The organism is Sphingobacterium hungaricum (assembly GCF_015210005.1).
Lineage (GTDB): Bacteria > Bacteroidota > Bacteroidia > Sphingobacteriales > Sphingobacteriaceae > Sphingobacterium > Sphingobacterium hungaricum.
This window is the reverse complement of the sequence record NZ_MU158697.1, coordinates 556,287-577,695: the sequence shown is the minus strand read 5'-3', so window position 1 is coordinate 577,695 and position 21,409 is coordinate 556,287. Positions and strand designations below refer to the sequence as shown.

The 21,409-nt window shown below is 38.9% G+C and carries 15 protein-coding genes; 12 read left to right on the top strand and 3 right to left on the bottom strand.

The features are described 5' to 3' along the window. Positions 1 to 3 precede the first annotated feature (3 nt). Both hemH and C4F49_RS02445 read left to right on the top strand, forming a co-directional pair. Positions 4 to 1,035, top strand: coding sequence for a ferrochelatase (hemH, locus tag C4F49_RS02450; protein ID WP_196934271.1), 1,032 nt, complete (start codon positions 4 to 6; stop codon positions 1,033 to 1,035). 4 nt (positions 1,036 to 1,039) lie between these two features. Continuing rightward, positions 1,040 to 2,299: a metallophosphoesterase gene (locus C4F49_RS02445; protein ID WP_196934270.1), complete on the top strand. Its 1,260-nt coding sequence runs from the start codon at positions 1,040 to 1,042 to the stop codon at positions 2,297 to 2,299. Here the strand turns inward: C4F49_RS02445 and C4F49_RS02440 are convergent. Together C4F49_RS02440 and C4F49_RS02435 are read right to left on the bottom strand one after the other, a co-directional pair. Next, positions 2,296 to 3,072 carry a response regulator gene (locus C4F49_RS02440; RefSeq protein WP_196934269.1) on the bottom strand — a complete coding sequence of 259 codons (777 nt, stop codon included), beginning with the start codon at positions 3,070 to 3,072 and terminating at the stop codon, positions 2,296 to 2,298. The genes C4F49_RS02445 and C4F49_RS02440 overlap by 4 nt on opposite strands. After that, a complete protein-coding gene (locus C4F49_RS02435; RefSeq protein ID WP_196934268.1) occupies positions 3,069 to 6,197 on the bottom strand; it encodes a ligand-binding sensor domain-containing protein in 3,129 nt (1,042 codons plus the stop codon). Before C4F49_RS02435 ends, C4F49_RS02440 begins: the two co-directional genes overlap by 4 nt. A gap of 300 nt (positions 6,198 to 6,497) precedes the next feature. Between C4F49_RS02435 and C4F49_RS02430 the strand changes: the two genes are divergently transcribed. The 10 genes from C4F49_RS02430 to C4F49_RS02385 all read left to right on the top strand — a co-directional run bounded on the left by C4F49_RS02430 (position 6,498) and on the right by C4F49_RS02385 (position 20,443). Next, positions 6,498 to 9,575 (top strand): SusC/RagA family TonB-linked outer membrane protein, encoded by a 3,078-nt coding sequence (locus C4F49_RS02430; protein ID WP_196934267.1) that lies wholly within the window; start codon positions 6,498 to 6,500, stop codon positions 9,573 to 9,575. Positions 9,576 to 9,586: 11 nt separating this feature from the next. Further along, positions 9,587 to 11,140, top strand: a complete 1,554-nt coding sequence (locus C4F49_RS02425) for a RagB/SusD family nutrient uptake outer membrane protein (RefSeq protein ID WP_196934266.1) — start codon at positions 9,587 to 9,589, stop codon at positions 11,138 to 11,140. A 9-nt stretch (positions 11,141 to 11,149) separates the two neighbouring features. Further along, positions 11,150 to 12,118 (top strand): glycoside hydrolase family 43 protein, encoded by a 969-nt coding sequence (locus C4F49_RS02420; RefSeq protein ID WP_231388179.1) that lies wholly within the window; start codon positions 11,150 to 11,152, stop codon positions 12,116 to 12,118. A gap of 4 nt (positions 12,119 to 12,122) precedes the next feature. Beyond that, complete coding sequence (locus tag C4F49_RS02415) at positions 12,123 to 13,190, top strand: family 43 glycosylhydrolase (protein ID WP_196934265.1); 1,068 nt, start codon at positions 12,123 to 12,125, stop codon at positions 13,188 to 13,190. Between the two features lie 17 nt (positions 13,191 to 13,207). Next, positions 13,208 to 14,263, top strand: a complete 1,056-nt coding sequence (locus tag C4F49_RS02410; protein ID WP_196934264.1) for a glycoside hydrolase family 43 protein — start codon at positions 13,208 to 13,210, stop codon at positions 14,261 to 14,263. A gap of 117 nt (positions 14,264 to 14,380) precedes the next feature. Next, on the top strand, positions 14,381 to 15,430 hold the full coding sequence (locus tag C4F49_RS02405) for a UDP-glucose--hexose-1-phosphate uridylyltransferase (protein ID WP_196934263.1): 1,050 nt from the start codon (positions 14,381 to 14,383) through the stop codon (positions 15,428 to 15,430). A 6-nt stretch (positions 15,431 to 15,436) separates the two neighbouring features. Further along, the gene (locus tag C4F49_RS02400) at positions 15,437 to 16,591 is read left to right on the top strand and encodes a galactokinase (protein WP_196934262.1); all 1,155 of its coding nucleotides are present in this window, start codon (positions 15,437 to 15,439) and stop codon (positions 16,589 to 16,591) included. A gap of 14 nt (positions 16,592 to 16,605) precedes the next feature. Next, on the top strand, positions 16,606 to 17,775 hold the full coding sequence (locus C4F49_RS02395) for an aldose epimerase family protein (protein ID WP_196934261.1): 1,170 nt from the start codon (positions 16,606 to 16,608) through the stop codon (positions 17,773 to 17,775). A 2-nt stretch (positions 17,776 to 17,777) separates the two neighbouring features. Next, on the top strand, positions 17,778 to 19,439 hold the full coding sequence (locus C4F49_RS02390) for a sodium:solute symporter family transporter (RefSeq protein ID WP_196934260.1): 1,662 nt from the start codon (positions 17,778 to 17,780) through the stop codon (positions 19,437 to 19,439). 137 nt (positions 19,440 to 19,576) lie between these two features. Further along, on the top strand, positions 19,577 to 20,443 hold the full coding sequence (locus tag C4F49_RS02385; protein ID WP_336244659.1) for a TonB-dependent receptor plug domain-containing protein: 867 nt from the start codon (positions 19,577 to 19,579) through the stop codon (positions 20,441 to 20,443). On the opposite strand, the gene C4F49_RS02380 is transcribed toward C4F49_RS02385, so the two are convergent. Next, positions 20,440 to 21,348, bottom strand: coding sequence for an IS982 family transposase (locus tag C4F49_RS02380; protein ID WP_196934258.1), 909 nt, complete (start codon positions 21,346 to 21,348; stop codon positions 20,440 to 20,442). The genes C4F49_RS02385 and C4F49_RS02380 overlap by 4 nt on opposite strands. Positions 21,349 to 21,409 lie beyond the last annotated feature (61 nt).

Below are 21,409 nucleotides of genomic sequence, written 5' to 3'. Positions count from 1 at the left end.
ACTATGCAGAATAAGCCTTCAAAAGGAATATTATTGGTTCAATTAGGCACGCCTGATTCCCCCAATACCAGTGATGTTCGCCGTTACCTGACCGAATTCTTAATGGATGGACGGGTAATCGATATTCCCTATTTCAACCGTACATTACTCGTTAAAGGCATAATCGCGCCATTTAGAGCGTCGAAATCTGCGGCGATTTATAAGACGATTTGGGATGAGCAAACAGGTTCTCCGTTAATGCATTACAGCCTGATTCAGCAAAAACTTTTACAGGAAGAACTTGGAGGTGAATACCATGTCGAATTGGCGATGCGCTATCAAAATCCATCCTTGGAATCTGCCCTGAAAAACATGGAATCCATGCTCCTGGATTCAATCCGTGTAATACCTTTGTTTCCTCAATATGCTTCAGCCACAACTGGTTCGGTAATTGATAAGGTAATGAAGATCATGAGTAACTGGCAATATATACCTGAAGTAAGTTTCGTGAGCAACTATTGCGAAGATCCGTTGATGGTCGAGACATTTGCAGATAATGCGCGACGCCATTCAATCGAAAGCTTTGACCATATTTTATTTAGTTATCATGGATTGCCAGTTAGGCAATTGGGGAAAGTAGATTCGAGCGGTGCTTTGCAATGTCCTGAAAATGGATGCGATTCGTGTAAACAAACGGTCAATAAATATTGTTATTTATCACAATGCTACGCAACGACACGAGCCATTGCCAATAAGCTGAATTTGAAGGAAGATTCTTATTCTGTTTGTTTCCAATCGAGATTGGGTAAAACTCCTTGGATTCAGCCTTATACGTCAGATGCGCTTTTGGATTTGGCTAACAAAGGCAAGAAAAAACTGCTGATTTTTAGCCCCGCTTTTGTTTCGGATTGTATCGAAACGTTGGACGAAATTCAAGTGGAATACGCACATGAATTCAAAGGATATGGCGGAGAAGAAGTACACATGGTCGAGAGTTTAAATGATAACCCAAAATGGATTCAGTCGTTAAAATTAATGGCTTTAAACGAAAGTTAATACTATGTTGATAATTAATGCAATACTGCTTTTTTTACTAGATTTTTATATTTTTTTCGCGCTCCGCGCTACAAAAATCCAGTTCGTAAAAACAAAATGGTTCACCTTTATCTGGTGGGGATACTCTATTTCCTTGCTGGTGGGTTTATTTATTTCAGCAAAATTTGATATTCCATTAATTATCCGTTCGGTCATTCTCGTTGCCTTTTTCATGACGGCGGTCTGTAAATTTATTTACGTCATTATTTTATTGATCGATGATGTCCGCCGGGGCGGCATTTGGGTTTCGCGTTTATTTAAACCTAAAAAAGAAGTCGAAACCATCGAAGAACATATTGAAGAATTGGAAGCGCCACTTCCTGAAGTGCCCAAAAAAGGGATTTCCCGTTCTGAATTTTTATTGCGGTCTGGAGTTGTTGTAGCTTCTTTGCCCTTATTGCCATTGGCTTGGGGCGTTATTTCAAGCGCATATGATTACCGTATCCGCCGCCAGAAATTAATCTTGCCTAATCTTCCATCTTCGTTTCATGGAATGACGATTGGTCAGATTTCCGATGTGCATTCAGGTTCATTTTACAACCACAAAGCCGTTTTGGGAGGTGTTGAAATGTTATTAGCCGAAAAGCCAGATGTAATTTTTTTCACCGGTGACTTAGTCAATAATGTGGCTAGCGAAATGTATGATTACCAAGATATTTTTGCGAAAGTGAATGCGCCATTGGGTGTTTATTCGACTTTGGGGAATCATGATTATGGCGATTATTACTACGGTGCAACAGATTCGCCCGAGAAACGCAAAAACTTGGAAGATCTCATAAAAACCCACAAAGCCATGGGCTGGGATTTGTTAATGGATGAAAATCGCATTTTAAAAGTTAACAATGAAGAGTTGGCGATTGTTGGTGTACAAAACTGGGGCGCAGGCCGCTTTCCTAAAAAAGGCGATTTGAAGAAGGCCCTAGTTGGTACAGAAGATCAGTCTGTGAAATTATTATTGTCGCACGACCCGACCCACTGGCGCGAACAAGTCTTAGCTACGGATGTGGATGTGATGTTCGCAGGCCACACGCATGGAATGCAATTCGGGGTTCGTGGTGAGAATTTTCAATGGAGTCCAGCTAAATTTATCTATAAGGAATGGGCTGGATTGTATGAAGAAGGAGATCAAAAACTATATGTCAACACTGGATACGGTTTTCTTGGATATCCGGGACGTGTGGGTATTCTACCTGAAATCACCATTTTCGAGTTGGTTAAGGGTTAATTCGATTTCGATTTTTCCTGAAATTCCACAGGCGTCATTCCAAATTGTTTCTGAAAATTACGGTTGAAATGCGTGGCAGAGCTGTAGCCCACGCTGTCCGAAATTTGATAGATTTTATAATCTGTTTCCAATAGAAGTGCTGCGGCTTTTTTCAGCCTCGTAATATTGATTAAATCGTTCGGTGATAAATTCGAAATGGATTTGATTTTCCGATAAAGCGTAGGCCGGCTCATGTGCAGGAGTTCAGCCAGCTTATCCACATTTAAATTCGAATTCTGGATATTTGCTAGGATTAGCTGATCGAGTTTTTCCAAAAAAGCTTGGTCAGAAGTATTTTGACCAATGCTGAGCACATGTGAAATCGGCGAATTCAAGAAATAATTCCGAACGTTTTGCCGGTTCTTTAATAGGCTGTTGATTTGCACAAGCAAAAATTCAGGAGAAAATGGTTTTTCGACGTAGGCATCTGCTCCATTTTCAATTCCTTCAATTTTAGCTTCCAAAGTATTTTTGGCCGTCAATAGAATGATCGGAATATGCGAATGTTCTAAATCAGATTTCAGCGCAGCGCAGAGCGCATAACCATCGATTTCGGGCATCATAATGTCACTGATAATCAGGTCAACCTGATGATCATTAAGCAATTCGATTACCTGCTTGCCATTTCTTGCTTTTAAAATTTCAAAATTTTCTGAAAGATCATCAGTCAAAAACTGCAATAATTCTTCATTGTCGTCTGCAATAATTAATGTGGGCTTCGATAAAGCTGTCATTTTAGTTTTTTAAGTGGAATGGTTAAGTAAAAAATATTTAAATGATTCTGACTTTCCAATAATTCTAATTTACCATTATGCAATTCGGTCAGTGATTTCGCCAATGAAAGACCCAAACCAGTTCCTTGAATATGTATATTTTGTTTCAATCTAAAAAACGGAGCAAATAAATTATTCCTCTCCGAATAAGGAATAATCAATCCGTCATTTTTTACTAAAATAATAAAATGGCTCTTTTCTTCATTTAATTTAATCACAATAGTAACTTCTTTTTGCGCATATTTGACAGCATTGGAAATTAAGTTCGTGCATATTTTATCTAAAGAATCTTCGTCGATTTCTGCAACGATTTGCTGTTCTTGTTTAAATGTCAAACGGATGCCTTTTTCTTCTGCAAGCAGTTCAAAATTTCTAATGATGTTTGAAAGAATCTGGTTGATGTTCTTCTGTTCGAAATGAAGGCCAAAACCATGAACTTCCAGCTTTGTGATATCCAGCAATTGATTGGTGAGCTCGACCAGTTTATTGGTGTTGTTGTCCATCGTGTTTAGCAATTTGCTCACACTTGGGTCTTCGCCGACACGCTGAATAACTCGTTCCAGCGGTGCTTTTATCAAGGTCAGTGGCGTTTTGATTTCATGGGTAATGTTCGTAAAAAAATCGATTTTCGCACGGTGCAATTCCTTTTCTTTCTTCTCATTGATAAGAATGATTTTTTGCCGATTTCTTGCTTTTATTTTGCGGACATAAGATTTATAAATGTAGGAAATTGCTAAAACCACTAAAAGGCAATAGACAAAGTAGGCAAATTTGCTTTTCCAAAATGGCGGGTGAATTTCTATTTCAATACGTCTTTCTACATTTTCGCCAAACTCATTTCCGGCAATTTTAACGAGGAAAGTATATTTTCCTGGCGGAACTTTTGTGAAATACGCTTTTCGGTTTGTTTTTACCTGCGTCCAGTCCTTATCAAAACCCTCCAATTTGTAAGCGTATTCAATGGATTGCGAAGCATAAAAATTTAACGCGGCAAAATCGATGCTAAAGGACGATTGATTATGGTTTAAACTGATTTTATCCGTAAAAATTATGGAGCTGTCGAGTTGAGGCGAAGATTCATGCGAAGTGCTGCTTTCGTTGTAAATTTGAAATCCCGTGATGTAAAGCGGTGTTTTAATAGAAGATTGTGCGCTGTTCAAATTTTTAGGAAGAAAACGAATCAAGCCTTTCGAAGATCCAAAGTACAGATAGCCTTCTGCATCTTTAAAAGCAGAATTGTAATTGAATTGAGTCGTCAGTAATCCATTTTCAGTGCCAAATGTTCGGGTTTGATAGGTATCGATACTCATTCTGACCAAGCCTTTAGAGGTCGTAATCCATAAGTTTTTTTGGTCATCTTCCAACATCGCCAAAGCAAAATTATTTGGAAACCCATCTTTTTTGCCGAAGCGCTTAAATTGTCCATTCGCCAACAATTGACATAAGCCACCATCCGTCGCGACCCAAATGTTTTTCTTCGAATCTTCAAATACTCGGTTCACGCGATTGCTGCTAATGCTGCCACTAAGATTAGCCTCATGTCGATATACTTTAGAAGAATTGTCTTTTTGAGAATAGCTGATCAAGCCATCTCGCCAAGTGCCTAACCAGATATTTTCATTGGAATCTTCAAAAATAGAAGTGTAAAAAATATAATCTGGCACGACGCTTAACAAGGCAAATTTGCTCGTTTTCGGAAAGTATTCGTACAAGCCACGGCCAGTCGCAATCAGGATTTTATTCTTTCGAGTTCTGTAAATGTGATAAATAAAATCACTGTGCAAAGTCGTGTTTGGGGCTTCGGAATCAAAATGTTTGATGACTTTATCTGAACCAATGGAAAGGAAATCCAAGCCACTCTGGAATGTTCCGACCAATAACGTATCACCGACAGCCAGCAAACCGTGAATGTTCGTATGCGATAATTTTGAGTTATTGTCCGAAGGATAATAATTGCTGAATTGGTTTTTCTTCGTGTTCCATTTTGTCAAACCGGCATCCTCGGTTCCGATCCAAATGTCTCCATTTTTATCTTGCGTAATCTCTCGGACAGCTGAACCTTTAATCGAATTGGTCGTATTTCGATGAAAAATCTTCTCGAAATACCCGTTCTTCGGACTGTAATAATTGACTCCTCCGAAGTAACTTCCTATCCAGATTCCGTTGTTATTGTCTTTGCAAATCGTGTACAATGCGTTATCAGAAATGCCAAAAGGATTATCTTCCTCCTTCTGGATATTCTTCACTTGGCTCGTTGATCGGTTGTAAATGTATAATCCAGATTCTGTCGCAAACCAATATTCATCGGGCGATTGCTGATTGATATCGCGGACAAAAATCGGAAAGTGATTTTTATCGTGGCTAAATAAGATTTCCGTTTTCTTAGACTGCAGGTTATGCAGCAGTACGCCAGAATTTGTTGTTCCTAAAAAAAGCTCGTCCTTTCCATTCGCATATACTTTTTCTATTGAAAGATGTCTGTTGATATTTTCGACCAGCGTGTCGCGCCTAATCAGTGTGCTTTTAGAAAATTGAAGGATTTCTTTATTTGTGGTCGTAAAAAAAACCTGCTGATTTATGACATTGCTGAGTGCTGTAACATGTTTGTTGTTTACCTCGAGCTCGGTGATTTTTTTGTTTTCTAGCGAATAATAATAGGCTGTGAGGTTTGAAATAAACCAAATATTTCCCTGAGCATCGCCTTGAATTTCTAGAATTTCTCCAAGAATCTGATCCGAAAAAATGGAGAAACTTTCGGTGAACGGATTAAAAATAAAAATGCCTTGATCGGTTCCGATCCAAATATTCTTGTTTTTATCCTCATACAAATCCCGGATCATGTTTGTCGTCAATCCATTATTCAGTTCTGGATCACTTTGAAAAGTTTTGAAAAAATAGCCGTCAAAACGGTTTAAGCCCTCTTTTGTGCCGAACCACATAAATCCACGGCTGTCCTGCATGCTGCAAAGAATGGTATTATTGGATAAACCTTGTTCTACATGATACTGATTGAAATAGTACTCTTGAGCAAAGAGAACCTGAACAGAAAGAAAGAAAAATAGACTTATAATTTTTTTGCTCGACATCTTTTTAAGGTAATGGTTAACCTATGGTTTATTTGGATTTTGATACAAAATAATAATTTATTGATACAAAATGATAATCGAATCAGAAAAAACGATTGTGATATTTGAGATGTGATACACATCTGTGCATCGCAATCAGATTTATAAACTTAAAACCACTAAAAATGAATGATGTAAGTAACTGGTGCTCACTATTGGGCTATTTTTAATTTTCATGATTTTTCGACCATTTAAATTTTGATATCCGAAATCCGATTTTCGGAACTAACTGAATAATTATAAACTCACAAACCAATAATTATGGCTTTTAAAAGAAAAAATATCGTAATCGATAGAATTCCTTTTTTGATCATACCATTAAGTTTCATTCTTTCCGTGAATACTTCATTCGCAAGAGAAACTTTCTCGGTTGTAAAAGTTGAGTCTGCACAAAATGTAATTCGAGGGAAAGTTGTCAATGCTGCTGGAGTTCCAATTTCTGGAATTACAGTGACTATTAAAGGCAGCAGCACTTCCACGGCTACAGATGATAGCGGACAATTCGAACTTACGCTTGCCCAAGCTAGTTCAATCCTTGTTTTTTCAAACATTGGATATACTACTCAAGAAATAACAGTAACAAATCAGCAATCTATTACCGTTACTTTACAGGAAAAAACAGAAGATTTAGATGAAGTTGTTGTCATCGGATATGGATCTGTCAAAAAGAAAGATTTGACAGGCGCTATTTCCGTTGTCGATCCTAAAGAAATGGCAAAAACTGGTTCTACGACAATCGGTCAATCGCTGCAAGGTCTTGCAACGGGTGTGAATGTTCGCAATACCGGCGTTGCGGGTGGCGATGCCTCAATCGAAATTCGCGGAATCGGTAGTCTAACGAATAACAATCCTTTATGGGTTGTCGATGGGTTAATTACTTCTGCAGGCGTTGATTTTAATCCAGCGGATGTAGAATCTGTTCAGATTTTAAAAGATGCTTCGGCGGCAGCGATTTATGGCTCGCGAGCAGCAAATGGAGTAATCATTGTGACAACAAAAAAAGGAAAAGAAGGCCCAGCGAAAATTGATGTCAACATCCGTGAATCCTTTGACTGGTCGCCTCGATACGATTTGATGAACGCTCAGGAATTTATCAAATACAACGACATGGCTTACCGAGAAGGAATCAAGGATGGCACATGGACTGGCGGTTTGCAAGATCATCTTGATTACGACACCGATTGGCAAGAAGAGACCATGAAAACTGCTTTGGTGCAGGATTATAATGTCGGAATTTCAGGAGGTAGTGCAAACGGAAATTATTATCTATCCGGAGGCTATCATAACAACGATGGCATTATGTATGGAAACTCGTTCAAACGCTACTCATTTCGTGTAAATACGGAAGGTAAAAAAGGTATCTTTTCTTTCGGAGAAAACATCAGTATTGCCCATACCGATAGAGATCCACTACAGACATCTTCCTACATTGATGTAATCCGTATGTTACCAACCATTCCTGTATATAACGAAAATAATCCAGGAGGTTTTGGATATGGAAATGCGAGCAATGCCCGTACGTTCGGAACAAATCCGATTGCGAAAGAAAATCTGGAACAAGCAAATACAAAAATCTACAGATTAAGGGGTAATTTTTGGGGAGAAATCAAAATCACGGATTTCTTGAAATACCGCCTTAATGCGGGTGTAGATTATATTTTTGATGAATACAGTTATTTCAGAAAAGAAGGTAACTGGTCGATGAACCAAGAATTCAGAGATGCTACCGGAAGTAAAAACAGGATTAAGGATGCCAATCATTTGATTGAAAATACCATTGACTTCAATAAAGATTTTGGACTTCATCGCATCGATGCGGTATTGGGAATGACTTATCAAGAACAGTATTGGGAAGATGTGGGCGCTCAGCGCTTGAAATTTCCGTATTTGGGAGGGGAATACATTACGGTCTTAAATGCGGGGCAAACCAATCAAACGAACTGGAATAGCATCGGTCAATATGGATTGATTTCTTATTTAGGAAGAGCGAACTACAATTACGACGATCGCTATTTGGCAACAGCTACGTTTAGACGTGATGGTACATCCAAATTGGCAGAAGCAAATCGTTGGGATAACTTTTATTCCATCTCGGGAGCGTGGAGAATCAGTAAAGAAAAATTCTTCAAAAGCACTTGGGTAAATGACTTGAAAATACGTGCGAATTATGGACAATTGGGTAATGCGGCAATTGGAAACTGGGATTATCTAGGCACAATCAATCCGAATATCATTACCATTTTTGGTCCGGATCAATCCATTGTGAACGGTGCTACGCAAGTAAGAATCGTTAACGAAGATTTGCGCTGGGAAAAAACAGAACAGATCAATGTCGGTGTAGATGCGGTAATGCTTAATAATCGACTGAGACTTGTTGGGGAATATTACCGTTCTACCACCAGCGATGTGCTTGCAGCGATGCAAATCTCGATGACCACCGGAAATCAAGGAGGTGCGCCCTTAGCAAATGTCGCAAGTTTACGAAATACGGGTATTGAGATTTCTGCAAATTGGAGAGACAACATCAATGATCTCGGATATAACATCGGTGCGAATTTCACAACAGTTCGAAATAAAATTTTGGAGTTGGGTTACGGAAATGACGTGTATTACACAGGTCAGACACGCAGTGAAGTCGGTCGTTCTTTGGGAGAATACTATTTGATCAAAACAGACGGACTATTCAGAACACAACAAGATATTGATAATTACCTAACGTCTACTGGCCAACCCATTTTTATTGATGGAAAACGCCCTCAACTTGGCGATATGCGTTACATCGATACAGACGACAACGGACAGATCAATCCAAATGACAGACAGATTTTAGGAAATCCTTGGCCTGACTTTTTATTGTCGCTTAATGTCGGTCTAAATTATAAAAACTTCGATTTCTCCATGCTTTGGAGCGGACAATTTGGAAATGATGTCTTGAATGGTGCCATGCGCCAAGGGCGTTTGTTTTCAGATAATTCAAATTACATCCGTTTTGAAAGTGGGCAAGAACCTTATCAAGAAAACCCGAATAGCGATTTCCCAAGAATCATTTATGGGGATACAAGAAACACCAAAGGCGATAGCGACATGTGGCTTGAGGATGGGTCGTATTTTCGGTTGAGAAATTTCCAATTGGGTTATACTGTTAATAGCGATTTGGTAAAGCGGTTATTTATCAACAGTGTGCGTATTTATGTGACGGGAAATAATTTGTTGACTTTTACGAAATACAAAGGCTTAGATCCTGATTTTATCAATACGAATGTATGGGACAAAGGAACAGACAATATGGCTTTTCCAAATACGCGTACCATTATGGCCGGATTACAGTTTAACTTTTAACCGTATTTATTATGAAAAGATATAGTTTAAGCATAGCCCTTGTATCGTTATTTGCGTTAATGGGTTGCAATAAAGATTTATTAAATGTCGAAAATCCAAATGAGCCAACGACTGAAACATTTTGGGTGACAGAATCCGATGCGGAAAAAGGATTGAATGCTGTGTACAGCCGTTTCTATAAAGAAGGAACTTGGATGCGCTGGTTGTCATTTCGTTATGATCTTGCATCAGACGAAGGATGGAGCAGCAGTCCCTGGACAGAATTAGCCGACTGGACAAAATTCAATTATTTCAATTATAATTTTTGGGAAGGAAACAACGTGCATTGGGAAGATGCTTATGTAAGTATTTTTAGAGCTAATCAGGTATTGAAATTTGTTCCTGAAATTCCATTCGCTGACGAGAATAAAAAGAATCAAGTCATTGGACAAGCAGAATTTTTACGTGCATTGTGGTATTTTCAAATTGTCACCTTATGGGAAAAAGCTGCTTTAGTTTTAGAGCCTGGAGATCCTGGATTTAAGCCAAGTGATGCTTCTGAAGAACAGATTTGGGCACAAATTGAAACGGACTTAAAAAGTGCAATCGATAAGCTTCCTGAAAGCTGGTCAAATGCAGATTTAGGCAGAGCTACAAAAGGAGCGGCGAAAGCATTCCTTGCAAAATCTTACATGCAACAAGGTAAATTTGACTTAGCAAAAGTTGAGTTGGACTGGTTGATTGAGAAAGAAGGTACTTTGTATGGCCTGATGGATAATTATTTAGACAACTTCACCCACCTAAACGAAAACAACAAAGAAAGTGTTTTTGAGATTCAATTTAGTGATGAAAATAAAGGCGGAACAGGAAATGATGCATCGATGGCAACAGGTTTCCAAAGAACGCAATTTTATGCACCTGACGGAATTGGATGGCAAGATGGAAAAGCGAGAAGCTGGCTGATCAACGAATACAAGAAAGAGAAAAATACAGCCGGAGATAATGATGAACGTCTGTATTACAACCTTTTTTATGCAGGAAGCGGTGCAGATTTTCCTAGCCGAGATGCCTTAGTTTACGGAAGAACTTGGCAAGCTTCTTGGGGCGATCAAGTGTACATTAGAAAATACTCAACTACTTATTTCCGTAACTATGAAGATTATTTTGCTCCAAATAATTATAGGATTATCCGTTACGCTGATATCCTTTTGATGTATGCTGAATGTATTCTAGAAACGGGCGGATCGACTACCGATGCGGCAGTTTACGTAAATAAAGTTAGACAACGATCTTCTGTAGGATTGACATCTCTTCAGAACAGTATTTACGCAAGCAGCCTAAACTCGAAAGATGCATTTATGAAAAGATTGCAAATGGAAAGAACGCTTGAACTTTGTTTCGAAGGCTGGAGATGGATTGATTTAAAAAGATGGGGTTTGCTGGATAATGCGGCAGGAATTGATGAGTTAAAATCAAGGGATGTTGACTTCAATAACTTTGTGATCGGTAAACACAACAGGCTTCCGATTCCACAAATTGAGGTGGATAACAGCGCTGGACAATTGACACAAAATCCACAGTACTAATTTAAGCGTATGAAATTGCACAGCATGGTATACCTAATCTTTATCCTCCTGCTTTCGAACTGCGGTTCGGAAGCGGGTACTGATCAACCCATCGAAGTAAAAGACACAATAAAAACCGATGTGTTTTTTGGCGATCCTTTTATTCTATTGCATGAAAATACCTATTATGCCTATGGAACAGCTGCGGAAGATGGCATAGAAGTGTTGACTTCGACTGACCTAATCAATTGGGAAAGGCCGAATACAAAATTGGCATTGAGCAAAAATGATGTTTGGGGCGATAAATGGTTTTGGGCGCCAGAAGTTTACTTTCAAAAAGGAAAATTCTACATGTATTACACAGCCGAAGAGCGGATTTGCGTAGCAACAAGTGATTCTCCTTTAGGGCCGTTCAAGCAAGAGGTTAAGGAGCCTATGATTGCGAATGAGCAATGCATTGACAATTCGCTATTTATTGACAGCGACGGAAAACCGTATCTATATTACGATCGATTTAACGATGGGTTGAATATTTGGGTCGCAGAATTGGAAGAAGATTTGGTGACCATTAAAAAAGGAACGGAAAAGAAATGCATTCACGTTTCTCAGCCTTGGGAAGAGGTTTGGCCACGCGTCAATGAAGGTTCATTTGTGATCAAGCAGGGAAATACCTACTACATGACCTATTCTGCCAATAGCTATGAAAGCCAGTCGTACGGAATAGGATTTGCGACAGCAGACCACCCGACTGGCCCATGGACTAAGTTTGAAGGAAACCCTATCTATCAAAATGTCAAAAATCTAGTGGGTGTGGGACATAGTGCTATCTTTAAAGATAAAGCCGGAAACCTGAAGAAAGTTTTTCACGCGCACAACAGCAGCACCAATATTCACCCTAGAAAAATGTATATTACTTCGGTTTCTTTTGTCAAAGAAGGCGAAAAGGAAATTATGAAGATTGATGAAAATTTCATCAGCCCGAAATTACTAATTTATTAAAAACATGATTACTTATATTGTCGCCTTCGCGCTCTGTTCGATTTCTTTATTTACTAATTGCAGTAAAAGCGCCGCTCCAGATCAACACGTTCCGGACACTTTATCTACCTTGCTTTATAAAAACCCCGTTTTTCAACCTGTGCTGGCGGATCCATCTGTTGTATTTGATGCAAAGAGCTCAAATTTCTATGCATATGGAACGCAAGACAACTGGGCAGACGGACAAGGAAGCCGCATGGTTCCGATTTTGGAATCTAAAAATTTGGTTGACTGGAAAGTGGTAGGAAGCGCTTTCAACAAAAGACCAGATTGGAAAAAAGATGGAGGAATTTGGGCTCCCGATATCAATTATGTCAATGGTGAATATTATTTGTATTATTCGCTATCGACTTGGGGTGATCCAGATCCTGCAGTAGGATTGGCGATTGCTAAAACACCGCTTGGACCATTCGAAGATCAGGGAAAATTGTTCAGCAGTCTGGAGGTCAATGTGCCTAACTCAATCGATCCTTTTTATTATGCCGAAAACAATAAACAGTATATTTTTTGGGGAAGTTTTAGCTCAGCACCAGAACAAGGCACATTTGCTATTGAATTAAATTCGGATGGCAAATCTGTAAAAAACATAAACGAAAAGACTAAAATTGCAGCTGGCGATTTCGAGGCGGTGATGATTCATAAGCGCGATGACTTTTACTATTTCTTTGGATCTAAAGGAAGCTGCTGTGAAGGTGCAAATAGCAAATACCACGTGCTGGTTGCCCGTTCGGAGAATTTATTAGGCCCTTATTTGGATAAATCGGGTAAAGATATTCGCGAACGAGGAGCCGGAACAGCATTTTTAAAAGGAAATTCTGTATTCGTGGGCACTGGTCATAATGCGAGCATTGTCACGGATAAAAATAACAAAGATTGGTTATTGTACCACGGAATCGATAAAAACCAAGGCACCTTATCGAATGGAACTTCAAGGAGAGTGCTGCTATTGGACGAAGTCCGTTGGGAAAATGGATGGCCAATTATACAAAATGGAACTTCAAGTACAGAGGCGGTTCAACGACCTGTTTTCTAATCTATTAATAAATCAATATGAAATATCTTATTAGCAACATTGTTTTTATGCTCTTGTTTAGCTCGATGTCCATCGCGCAAACGTATAAGAACCCGCTTGACATCAGTTTTGGCGACCCTTACATTTTAAAAACATCCTCTGGAAAATACTACATGTACGGAACCGGTGGAGTGAAGAATGGATTTCTTGTGTATTCTTCATCCGATTTGAAAGAATGGAAAGCTGAGGGTACTGCCTATAGCAATGAGCAGAAAAATGCTTGGGGCGAACATTCTTTTTGGGCTCCAGAAGTCTATGAAAAAGACAATAAATTTTACATGTTTTACAGTGCCCAATGGAAAGTAAATCCAACAAATGAATTGGAAAAATTTAACATTGGTGTTGCCGTTTCAGATTCGCCGACTGGTCCTTTTATCGATGTGAGCGGTGAGCCAATCTTCGATCCAGGATATCCGATTATTGACGCGAATGTATTTTGGGACAATGGCAAAGTGTATCTATATTATTCAAGATGTTGCTACAAAAATCCGGTGAAAAGCGAGATTGCAGATTGGGCAAAATGGAAAGGCATTTTCGAAGAAGTCGAAGAGAGCTGGGTCTATGTTGTTGAATTGAAAAAAGATTTTTCGGGAGTGATTGGCAAGCCGATCTTGCTATTGCAACCACCGACTCAGATGAATACAGATGAATGGGAAAGCCGTTCGGTGACTAGCAAAGAAGTTGGTCGTCGCTGGACAGAAGGTTCAGTTATTTTCAAAAAGAACGATATCTACTACATGATGTATTCGGCAAATAATTTTGATGGACAGAATTATGCAATTGGCTACGCGACTTCGTCAAGTCCTTTAGGTCCGTTTAAAAAATCAGTACACAACCCGATTTTGCAAAAAGAAGGTTTGGTTACGGGAACTGGACATAACAGCATTACGTACGATGTAGCGAATGAAAAAATGCTCTGCGTTTATCATGGAAGAACGGAAAAAACTGGACATGACCGCATGGTATTTATCGATGAAATGGAAGTTTTAGAAGATGGACGTCTGATTATTCACGGACCAAGCCATGCTGAATAAGAAGATTAAAAAAAGCAGAACATAAATTGAATTGAAATTAATGCTAAGGCTTTTATGTTCTTCTCAAAATCATTCTTATATTTATTTTAATTATCAATAATAGGCCGCACAAAAAAAATGAATAATACCTTTGATTTTACATCAAATCCCCATACACGAATAAATAGTTTAACAGGAGAAAAAATCTTAGTTTCTCCTCATCGAAATAAGCGGCCATGGCAAGGTCAGACCGAAGAAATTTCTTCCGAAGATCGCCCAGCCTATGACGAGAAATGCTATTTGTGTCCCGGAAATACAAGAGCAGATGGAACTCAAAATCCGGATTACAAAGAAAGCTTCGTTTTCGTAAATGACTTTTCAGCTTTGCTGAATGATACTAAAATCGAACATTTTGAAGAAGATGATTTATTATCTGCAACAGCAGAAAGAGGGATTTGCAAAGTAATCTCATTTACGCCTAGACACGATTTGACTCTGCCGGAAATGTCAACAGAAGCCATCAAAGCGGTGGTTGATCTTTGGCAGCAAGAATTTACAGAGTTGGCTCAAAAGGAATGGATAAAATACATTCAGATTTTTGAGAATAAAGGAAGCATCATGGGCTGCAGCAATCCGCATCCGCATGGTCAGATTTGGGCACAAAGCAGTCTTCCTGTCGAAATCGAAAAGGAAATTGCGCAGCAAGAAAATTATTTTAAAAAACACGGAACTACTTTGCTGACTGCATATTGGAAGAAAGAAGTAGAAAAGCAAGAACGTGTAGTCATTGACAACGAGCATTTCTTTGCCGTTGTTCCATTTTGGGCTAGCTGGCCTTATGAAACGCTGGTTATTTCCAAACGAGCGGTTCAGGATATCCGTCAGTTTTCGGAAGAAGAGAAGATCGATTTAGCCAAAACATTACAAGAATTAACAATCCGTTACGACAATATTTTCAAAACGTCTTTCCCTTATTCAGCCGGAATGCATCAAGCTCCGATTAATTCAGGAGATTTTTCGTCATTCCATTGGCACATGCATTTTTATCCACCGCTGTTGCGTTCTGCTTCAGTGAAAAAATTTATGGTTGGATATGAAATGCTGGCAAATCCGCAACGCGACATTACGCCGGAATTTGCGGCAGACGTACTGAGAAAGCAATCGACAACGCATTACAAAAAGGGATAATTTTACATGATTACTAAACAAAAAATCGATTCTAGGTTTCAGGAGTTATTTAATGAACAAGCAGCGCTTGTTGCTAAATCTCCAGGAAGAATCAATCTAATCGGAGAACATACAGATTACAACGAAGGTTTTGTGTTGCCTACGGCAATTGATAAAGCAATTTATGTTGGAGTTTCTAAGCGAAATGACAACCGAATTTCGCTATTTGCTGAAGACTTCAATGAAGCGCATGAAATTTCAATCGACGAATTGGCTCCAAGCGAAAAAGGCTGGCCGAATTATATTTTAGGAGTCGTCAATCAATTTGCGATTCGAGATTTGCCGATATCGGGTTTCAGCCTTTATTTGGATGGCGATGTTCCGTTGGGAGCAGGGCTGTCTTCTTCCGCTGCGGTGGAATGTGCTGTTGGATTTGCATTGAATGAATTGTTCGAACTGGGCTTAAACCGTGTAGAACTAGCGAAGATCGGTCAATTGACGGAACATACGTATGTCGGCGTGAATTGCGGTATTATGGATCAGTTTGCTTCTATCATGAGCAAATCAGGGCACGTACTGAAATTGGATTGTCGTTCGTTAGAAGTGGAATATGTTCCTTTAGAATTAGGAGAACATGAAATCGTTCTGTTGAACACCAATGTGAAGCATTCGCTAGCAGATTCGGCTTACAATAAACGCCGTGCTTCATGCGAAAAAGGCGTGGCTTTGGTCAAAGAAAAATATCCAGAGGTGAATAGTTTGAGAGATGTTTCAGTCGCACAGTTGGATGAATTGGTCGCTAAAGTTGATGCAGACGTTTACACAAAATGCAAGTTTGTCATTGAAGAAAATGAGCGTTTGATTAAAGCTTGTGATGCCTTAAAAAATGGCAACATTGACGAATTGGGCAAACAGTTGTTCGCCGCTCATGCAGCGATCAGTTCAGAATATGAAGTAAGCTGTAAGGAGCTGGACTTCTTGGTTGATTTTGCTAAGAATTTCGATGGAGTAGTTGGTGCAAGAATGATGGGTGGCGGATTCGGTGGATGCACCATTAATATTGTGAAGAAAACGGCGCTTGAGGAATACGTTAAAAGCATTGCGATAGCCTATAAAAATAAATTTGGATTCGAATTAACACCTATTTTCATTCAAGTAGGAAATGGAACAGAATTAATATAAAAACCAGTAAACCAATGATAAAAACAGCAATCAATCTTTTCTCTGTGGTTTTGATAGGCATGATGTCTTCATGTCAGAACACGGAAAAAAAACAGCAGACCAGCACGCAGGACTCTATAAGTTCAGTTAGCGCATTAGATTCAGCATCTTTTTCGGAAACAATCGATGGAAAAGCCGCAAATTTATATACCATCAAAAATTCTTCAGGAGCCGAAGTGCATTTGACAAATTTCGGTGCACGAATTGTCGGACTTCTTGTTCCGGATAAAGACGGAAAATTAACCGATGTTGTATTGGGATTTAACAAAGCTTCTTCGTACAACAATCCGGAAGAGCCATATTTCGGAACCATCGTCGGTCCTTTTGGAAATAGGATTGCCAAAGGAAAATTTACCTTGGATGGAAAAACGTATACCTTGCCAACTAACAATGGCGTAAACACATTGCATGGAGGTTTCAAAGGTGTGCATTTTGCAAACTGGGAAGCGAAAGAAGTGACTCCTCAAAAAGTAACTTTTGCGTATACTTTGCCTGACGGAAATGAAGGTTATCCAGGGAATATTTCGATGGAAGTAACGTATTCGTTCAATGACAAAAATGAATTGACGATTGATTACAAAGCGACATCGGATAAAAACACACATTTAAATTTAACAAATCATGCGTATTTCAATTTGAATGGCGAAGGCAGCGGAACAATCCTTAACCATGAGTTGAAATTATTTGCAAATGAATATACGCCTGTAGACAGTACGTTGATTCCGACAGGCGAACTTGCTCCAGTCAAAGGAACACCTTTTGATTTCACAAAAGCAAAAACAATAGGGTTGAATATTGATGATCAAGATCAACAATTAACTTATGGAAAAGGATATGACCATAATTTCGTTTTGGACAAAACGGTTGTCGAAGGTTTGAACCATGCCGTAACGATTTCAGGTGACAAATCTGGGATTGTCATGGATATTTACACTGCAGAACCAGGTATCCAATTTTACAGCGGTAATTTTATGGGCGACAAAGTAACACTTAAAAATGGGGTGAAGGATAGTTTCCGCACAGGATTCTGTTTAGAGCCTCAGCATTTTCCAGATACGCCTAACCAAACGAAATTCCCGTCTACTTTAGTGAAAGCAGGCGATACGTATTCAACAAAAAGCGTTTACAAATTTTCTGTTAAATAACCATGGAAACTAAAGATTACATTGTTTTTCTATTTTATTTTTTAATCGTAGCGGGCTACGGAATTTACATTTATTATAGAAAAAAAGCGGCGATTGTCGGATCTAAAGATTATTTCTTGGCAGAAGGATCTTTGACTTGGTGGGCTATCGGCGCATCATTAATTGCATCCAATATTTCCGCGGAGCAGTTTATCGGAATGAGCGGATCCGGCTTTAAGATTGGATTGGCCATTGCGGCTTATGAATGGATGGCTGCCGCCACATTGATTGTCGTCGCGGTCTTTTTCTTGCCGGTCTACCTGAAGAATAAAATCTTCACCATGCCCCAGTTCTTGAATGAGCGATATAACAGCACCGTTTCGTTGATTATGGCTGTTTTTTGGCTGTTGCTGTACATCGTTGTCAACTTGACTTCCATTTTATTCTTGGGTGCTTTGGCGGTGTCCAGTGTGTCAGGTCTAGATTTCCAAGTCTGTATGTTTGGTTTGGCCATTTTTGCGATCATCATTACCTTAGGCGGAATGAAAGTTATTGGATATACCGATGTTATTCAGGTGTTCTTCTTGATTTTAGGCGGTTTAGCAACGACTTATTTGGCATTGAATATGGTTTCAGACCATTTTGGTGGAGCCGGGATTTTTGATGGATTTTCTATAGTACAAGATAAAGCGTCCGATCATTTTCAGATGATTTTAAAACCTGATAATCCAAATTACATTGATTTGCCAGGCTTAAGTGTGCTCATCGGTGGTATGTGGGTTATCAATTTAAGTTATTGGGGATGTAACCAATACATCACGCAACGTGCCTTGGGAGCTGATTTAAATACGGCAAGAAGCGGTTTGCTATTTGCAGCATTTTTGAAGTTATTAATGCCAATCATTGTGGTTTTGCCAGGTATCGCAGCTTTTGTGTTGTACAATGATGGGTTGTTCCAGCAAGAAATGTTGCAGAATGGAGAACTAAATCCAGATAGAGCTTATCCGGTTTTATTAAACTTATTGCCTACTGGATTGAAAGGATTGTCATTTGCGGCGTTGACTGCAGCTGTTGTTGCTTCTTTAGCGGGTAAAGCAAATAGTGTGGCGACCATTTTTACGTTAGATATTTACAAGAAGATATTTAACACTGGGGCTTCCGAAAAAAATCAAGTCAATGTTGGTAAAATCACCATTATTGTTTCCATGATTTTGGCAGTACTAATTGCTCCTCACTTAGGTATTGATAAAAAAGGAGGTTTCCAATACATTCAAGAATATACTGGTTTCGTTTCGCCAGGAATTTTCGCCATGTTTTTACTTGGGTTCTTCTGGAAAAAAACAACTTCCAATGCGGCCTTGTTCGCAACGATCGGTGGTTTCTTGATGTCGATAATCTTTAAATTCTTACCTGGTTTTGTGGATTTATCATTTTTAGCACCTTACGGATTCTCTGTTTTAGGAAGCGAAGGTGTGTATGAGATTCCATTTATCGATCGCGTAGGTATTGTATTCTTATTATGTTTGATTGGGATGTATTTCATCAGTTTATATGACAACAAAAGAGGGGTTGTGCCTAAAGGATTGGAAATTGATGCGAAAATGTTCAAAACAACGACCAGCTTTGCGGTTGTTGCCTTATTAATTTTAGGAATTATAGCGGCATTGTACACCATTTATTGGTAGGCCACTTTTTTTATGCTTTTGAAAAGCCGATAAGCATTAGTTTATCGGCTTTTTTGGCTTTTATCTAGGGGTAATTTGCGGATGGTTTAATTTTCTTAGTGATTCTTGTAAAATTTAAAATGATTTAATCGTTTTTTATATTTAATATTGTTTTACAAGGAACCATTTTATTAAAATATAGTAATTATTCGTTTACGAAAAATCAAACTTTACTATTAATTTTATTATCATTCATCTCATTTTCTTCAATAGCGCAACAAACTATCACAGGTAAAGTAGTGGACGTTAATAATAATCCAATCGCGGGCGTGTCCGTATTGGTAAAAGGAACTAATATCGCAAGTTCAACATCCGACAAAGGAGATTTCAGAATCAGCTCTCCACAGTCAAATCAACTATTGGTGTTTTCTGCAGTCGGTTATCAGACGCAAGAAGTTGCGGCTTCGCAATCCGAGCTAAATATTGTCCTGCAAATAGCAGACAATGACCTAGAGGAAGTTATTGTTGTTGGTTTCGGAACAAGCATTAAAAAGGATTTGACGGGAAATATCGCTCGAGTAAAGGGCGATGATGTCGAGGGAATGCCTGTCGTCAACCTTACTTCTGCATTGCAAGGGAGAGCAGCGGGGGTGATGGTCGAGTCAAACAACGGAAAAGTTGGTGAAGGAGTGAAAGTGAGGGTTCGGGGCTCTGGATCATTGACAGCGTCTAGTTCACCACTCTACGTGATCGATGGAATCCCTATTGCTGATGATGGAATTTCTTCGAACGCATTAGCGGATATTAATTTCAATGATGTAGAAAGTTTTGATATTTTAAAAGATGCTTCTGCGGCAGCGATCTATGGATCGCGTGCAGCAAATGGAGTTGTTTTAATTACGACGAGAAAGGGAAGTTCGGGCAAGACAAAATTCAACTTTAGTTCCCAATTCGGTAAAAATTCTCCAACACGTCATCGAGAATTTTTGAATGCTGAACAGTATGTTAACGTGAGTTCGGTTTAAGCAGCAAGGAATAATTGTTTATCTTGTTGCTCAAACTGAATATTTAAAGAAGGCTTTTTAGGGAAAAAAGAGTATGCCGCTAAAGCTCCTAAAATATTCAACAAGAAGTTGTTTACCGAGCGATGTCTTGTGTGCTGCAATTTGCAAATATTCTTAAGTTCATCATTCACGCACTCGATGATCGCTCTTTTTCTGAGCATAATTTTATCAGTTTGGCTTAGGTTCATTCCCTTCATATTTTTTCTTGGCTTTGTTACCATTTGGACCCCATTTCCCCAAAGGATATCTGCCATTGCTTTAGAAATATAGCCTTTGTCTCCATACAGTTTTCCGAAAATATCTTTGGTCATATCCATCATATGTTTTAGATTTCTGTCGTCTACATTGCCCTTAGTAAGGTAAAATGAAAGAATATCCCCTTTGTCATTGATTATCAAATGAAGCTTGAAGCCATAAAACCAACCAATTGAACATTGTCCACGCTCGGCTACATCTTTAAAAACTTTATGCTGATGGATCCTTCTGTTATGGCACACTTTGATGTGCGTTGAATCAATGAAATTGATGCCATTGCTTTTTCCCAAACAGCGCATTTTTACAAATAACATAAACAGCATGGCACATCGGGGCTGCAGTTCTACAAAACGGTTATAAGAAGTTAGGCCGGGAAACAGATCTTTCATATGCGGCAAAGCATAATGTACATAAAAAGACTTCAGATTGGTGAACTGACCGTTATGGAACAGTACCATAAGGCTGATCATTTCGCTTTGACAAAGTCCAGTTTTACGGTTGCGCATACCTAATTTTTTGTCCTCGATTCGCTTTTCTTCCAAAATTGGCTGAATTTCTTTACAGAAATCATCCACCTTAACGAAAATTTCAATAACTTTATCTCTAAGCATGGGCTTGATTTATAATTGTAATAATTTGGTTGTCAACTAATTATATACAAAAATCAAGCCT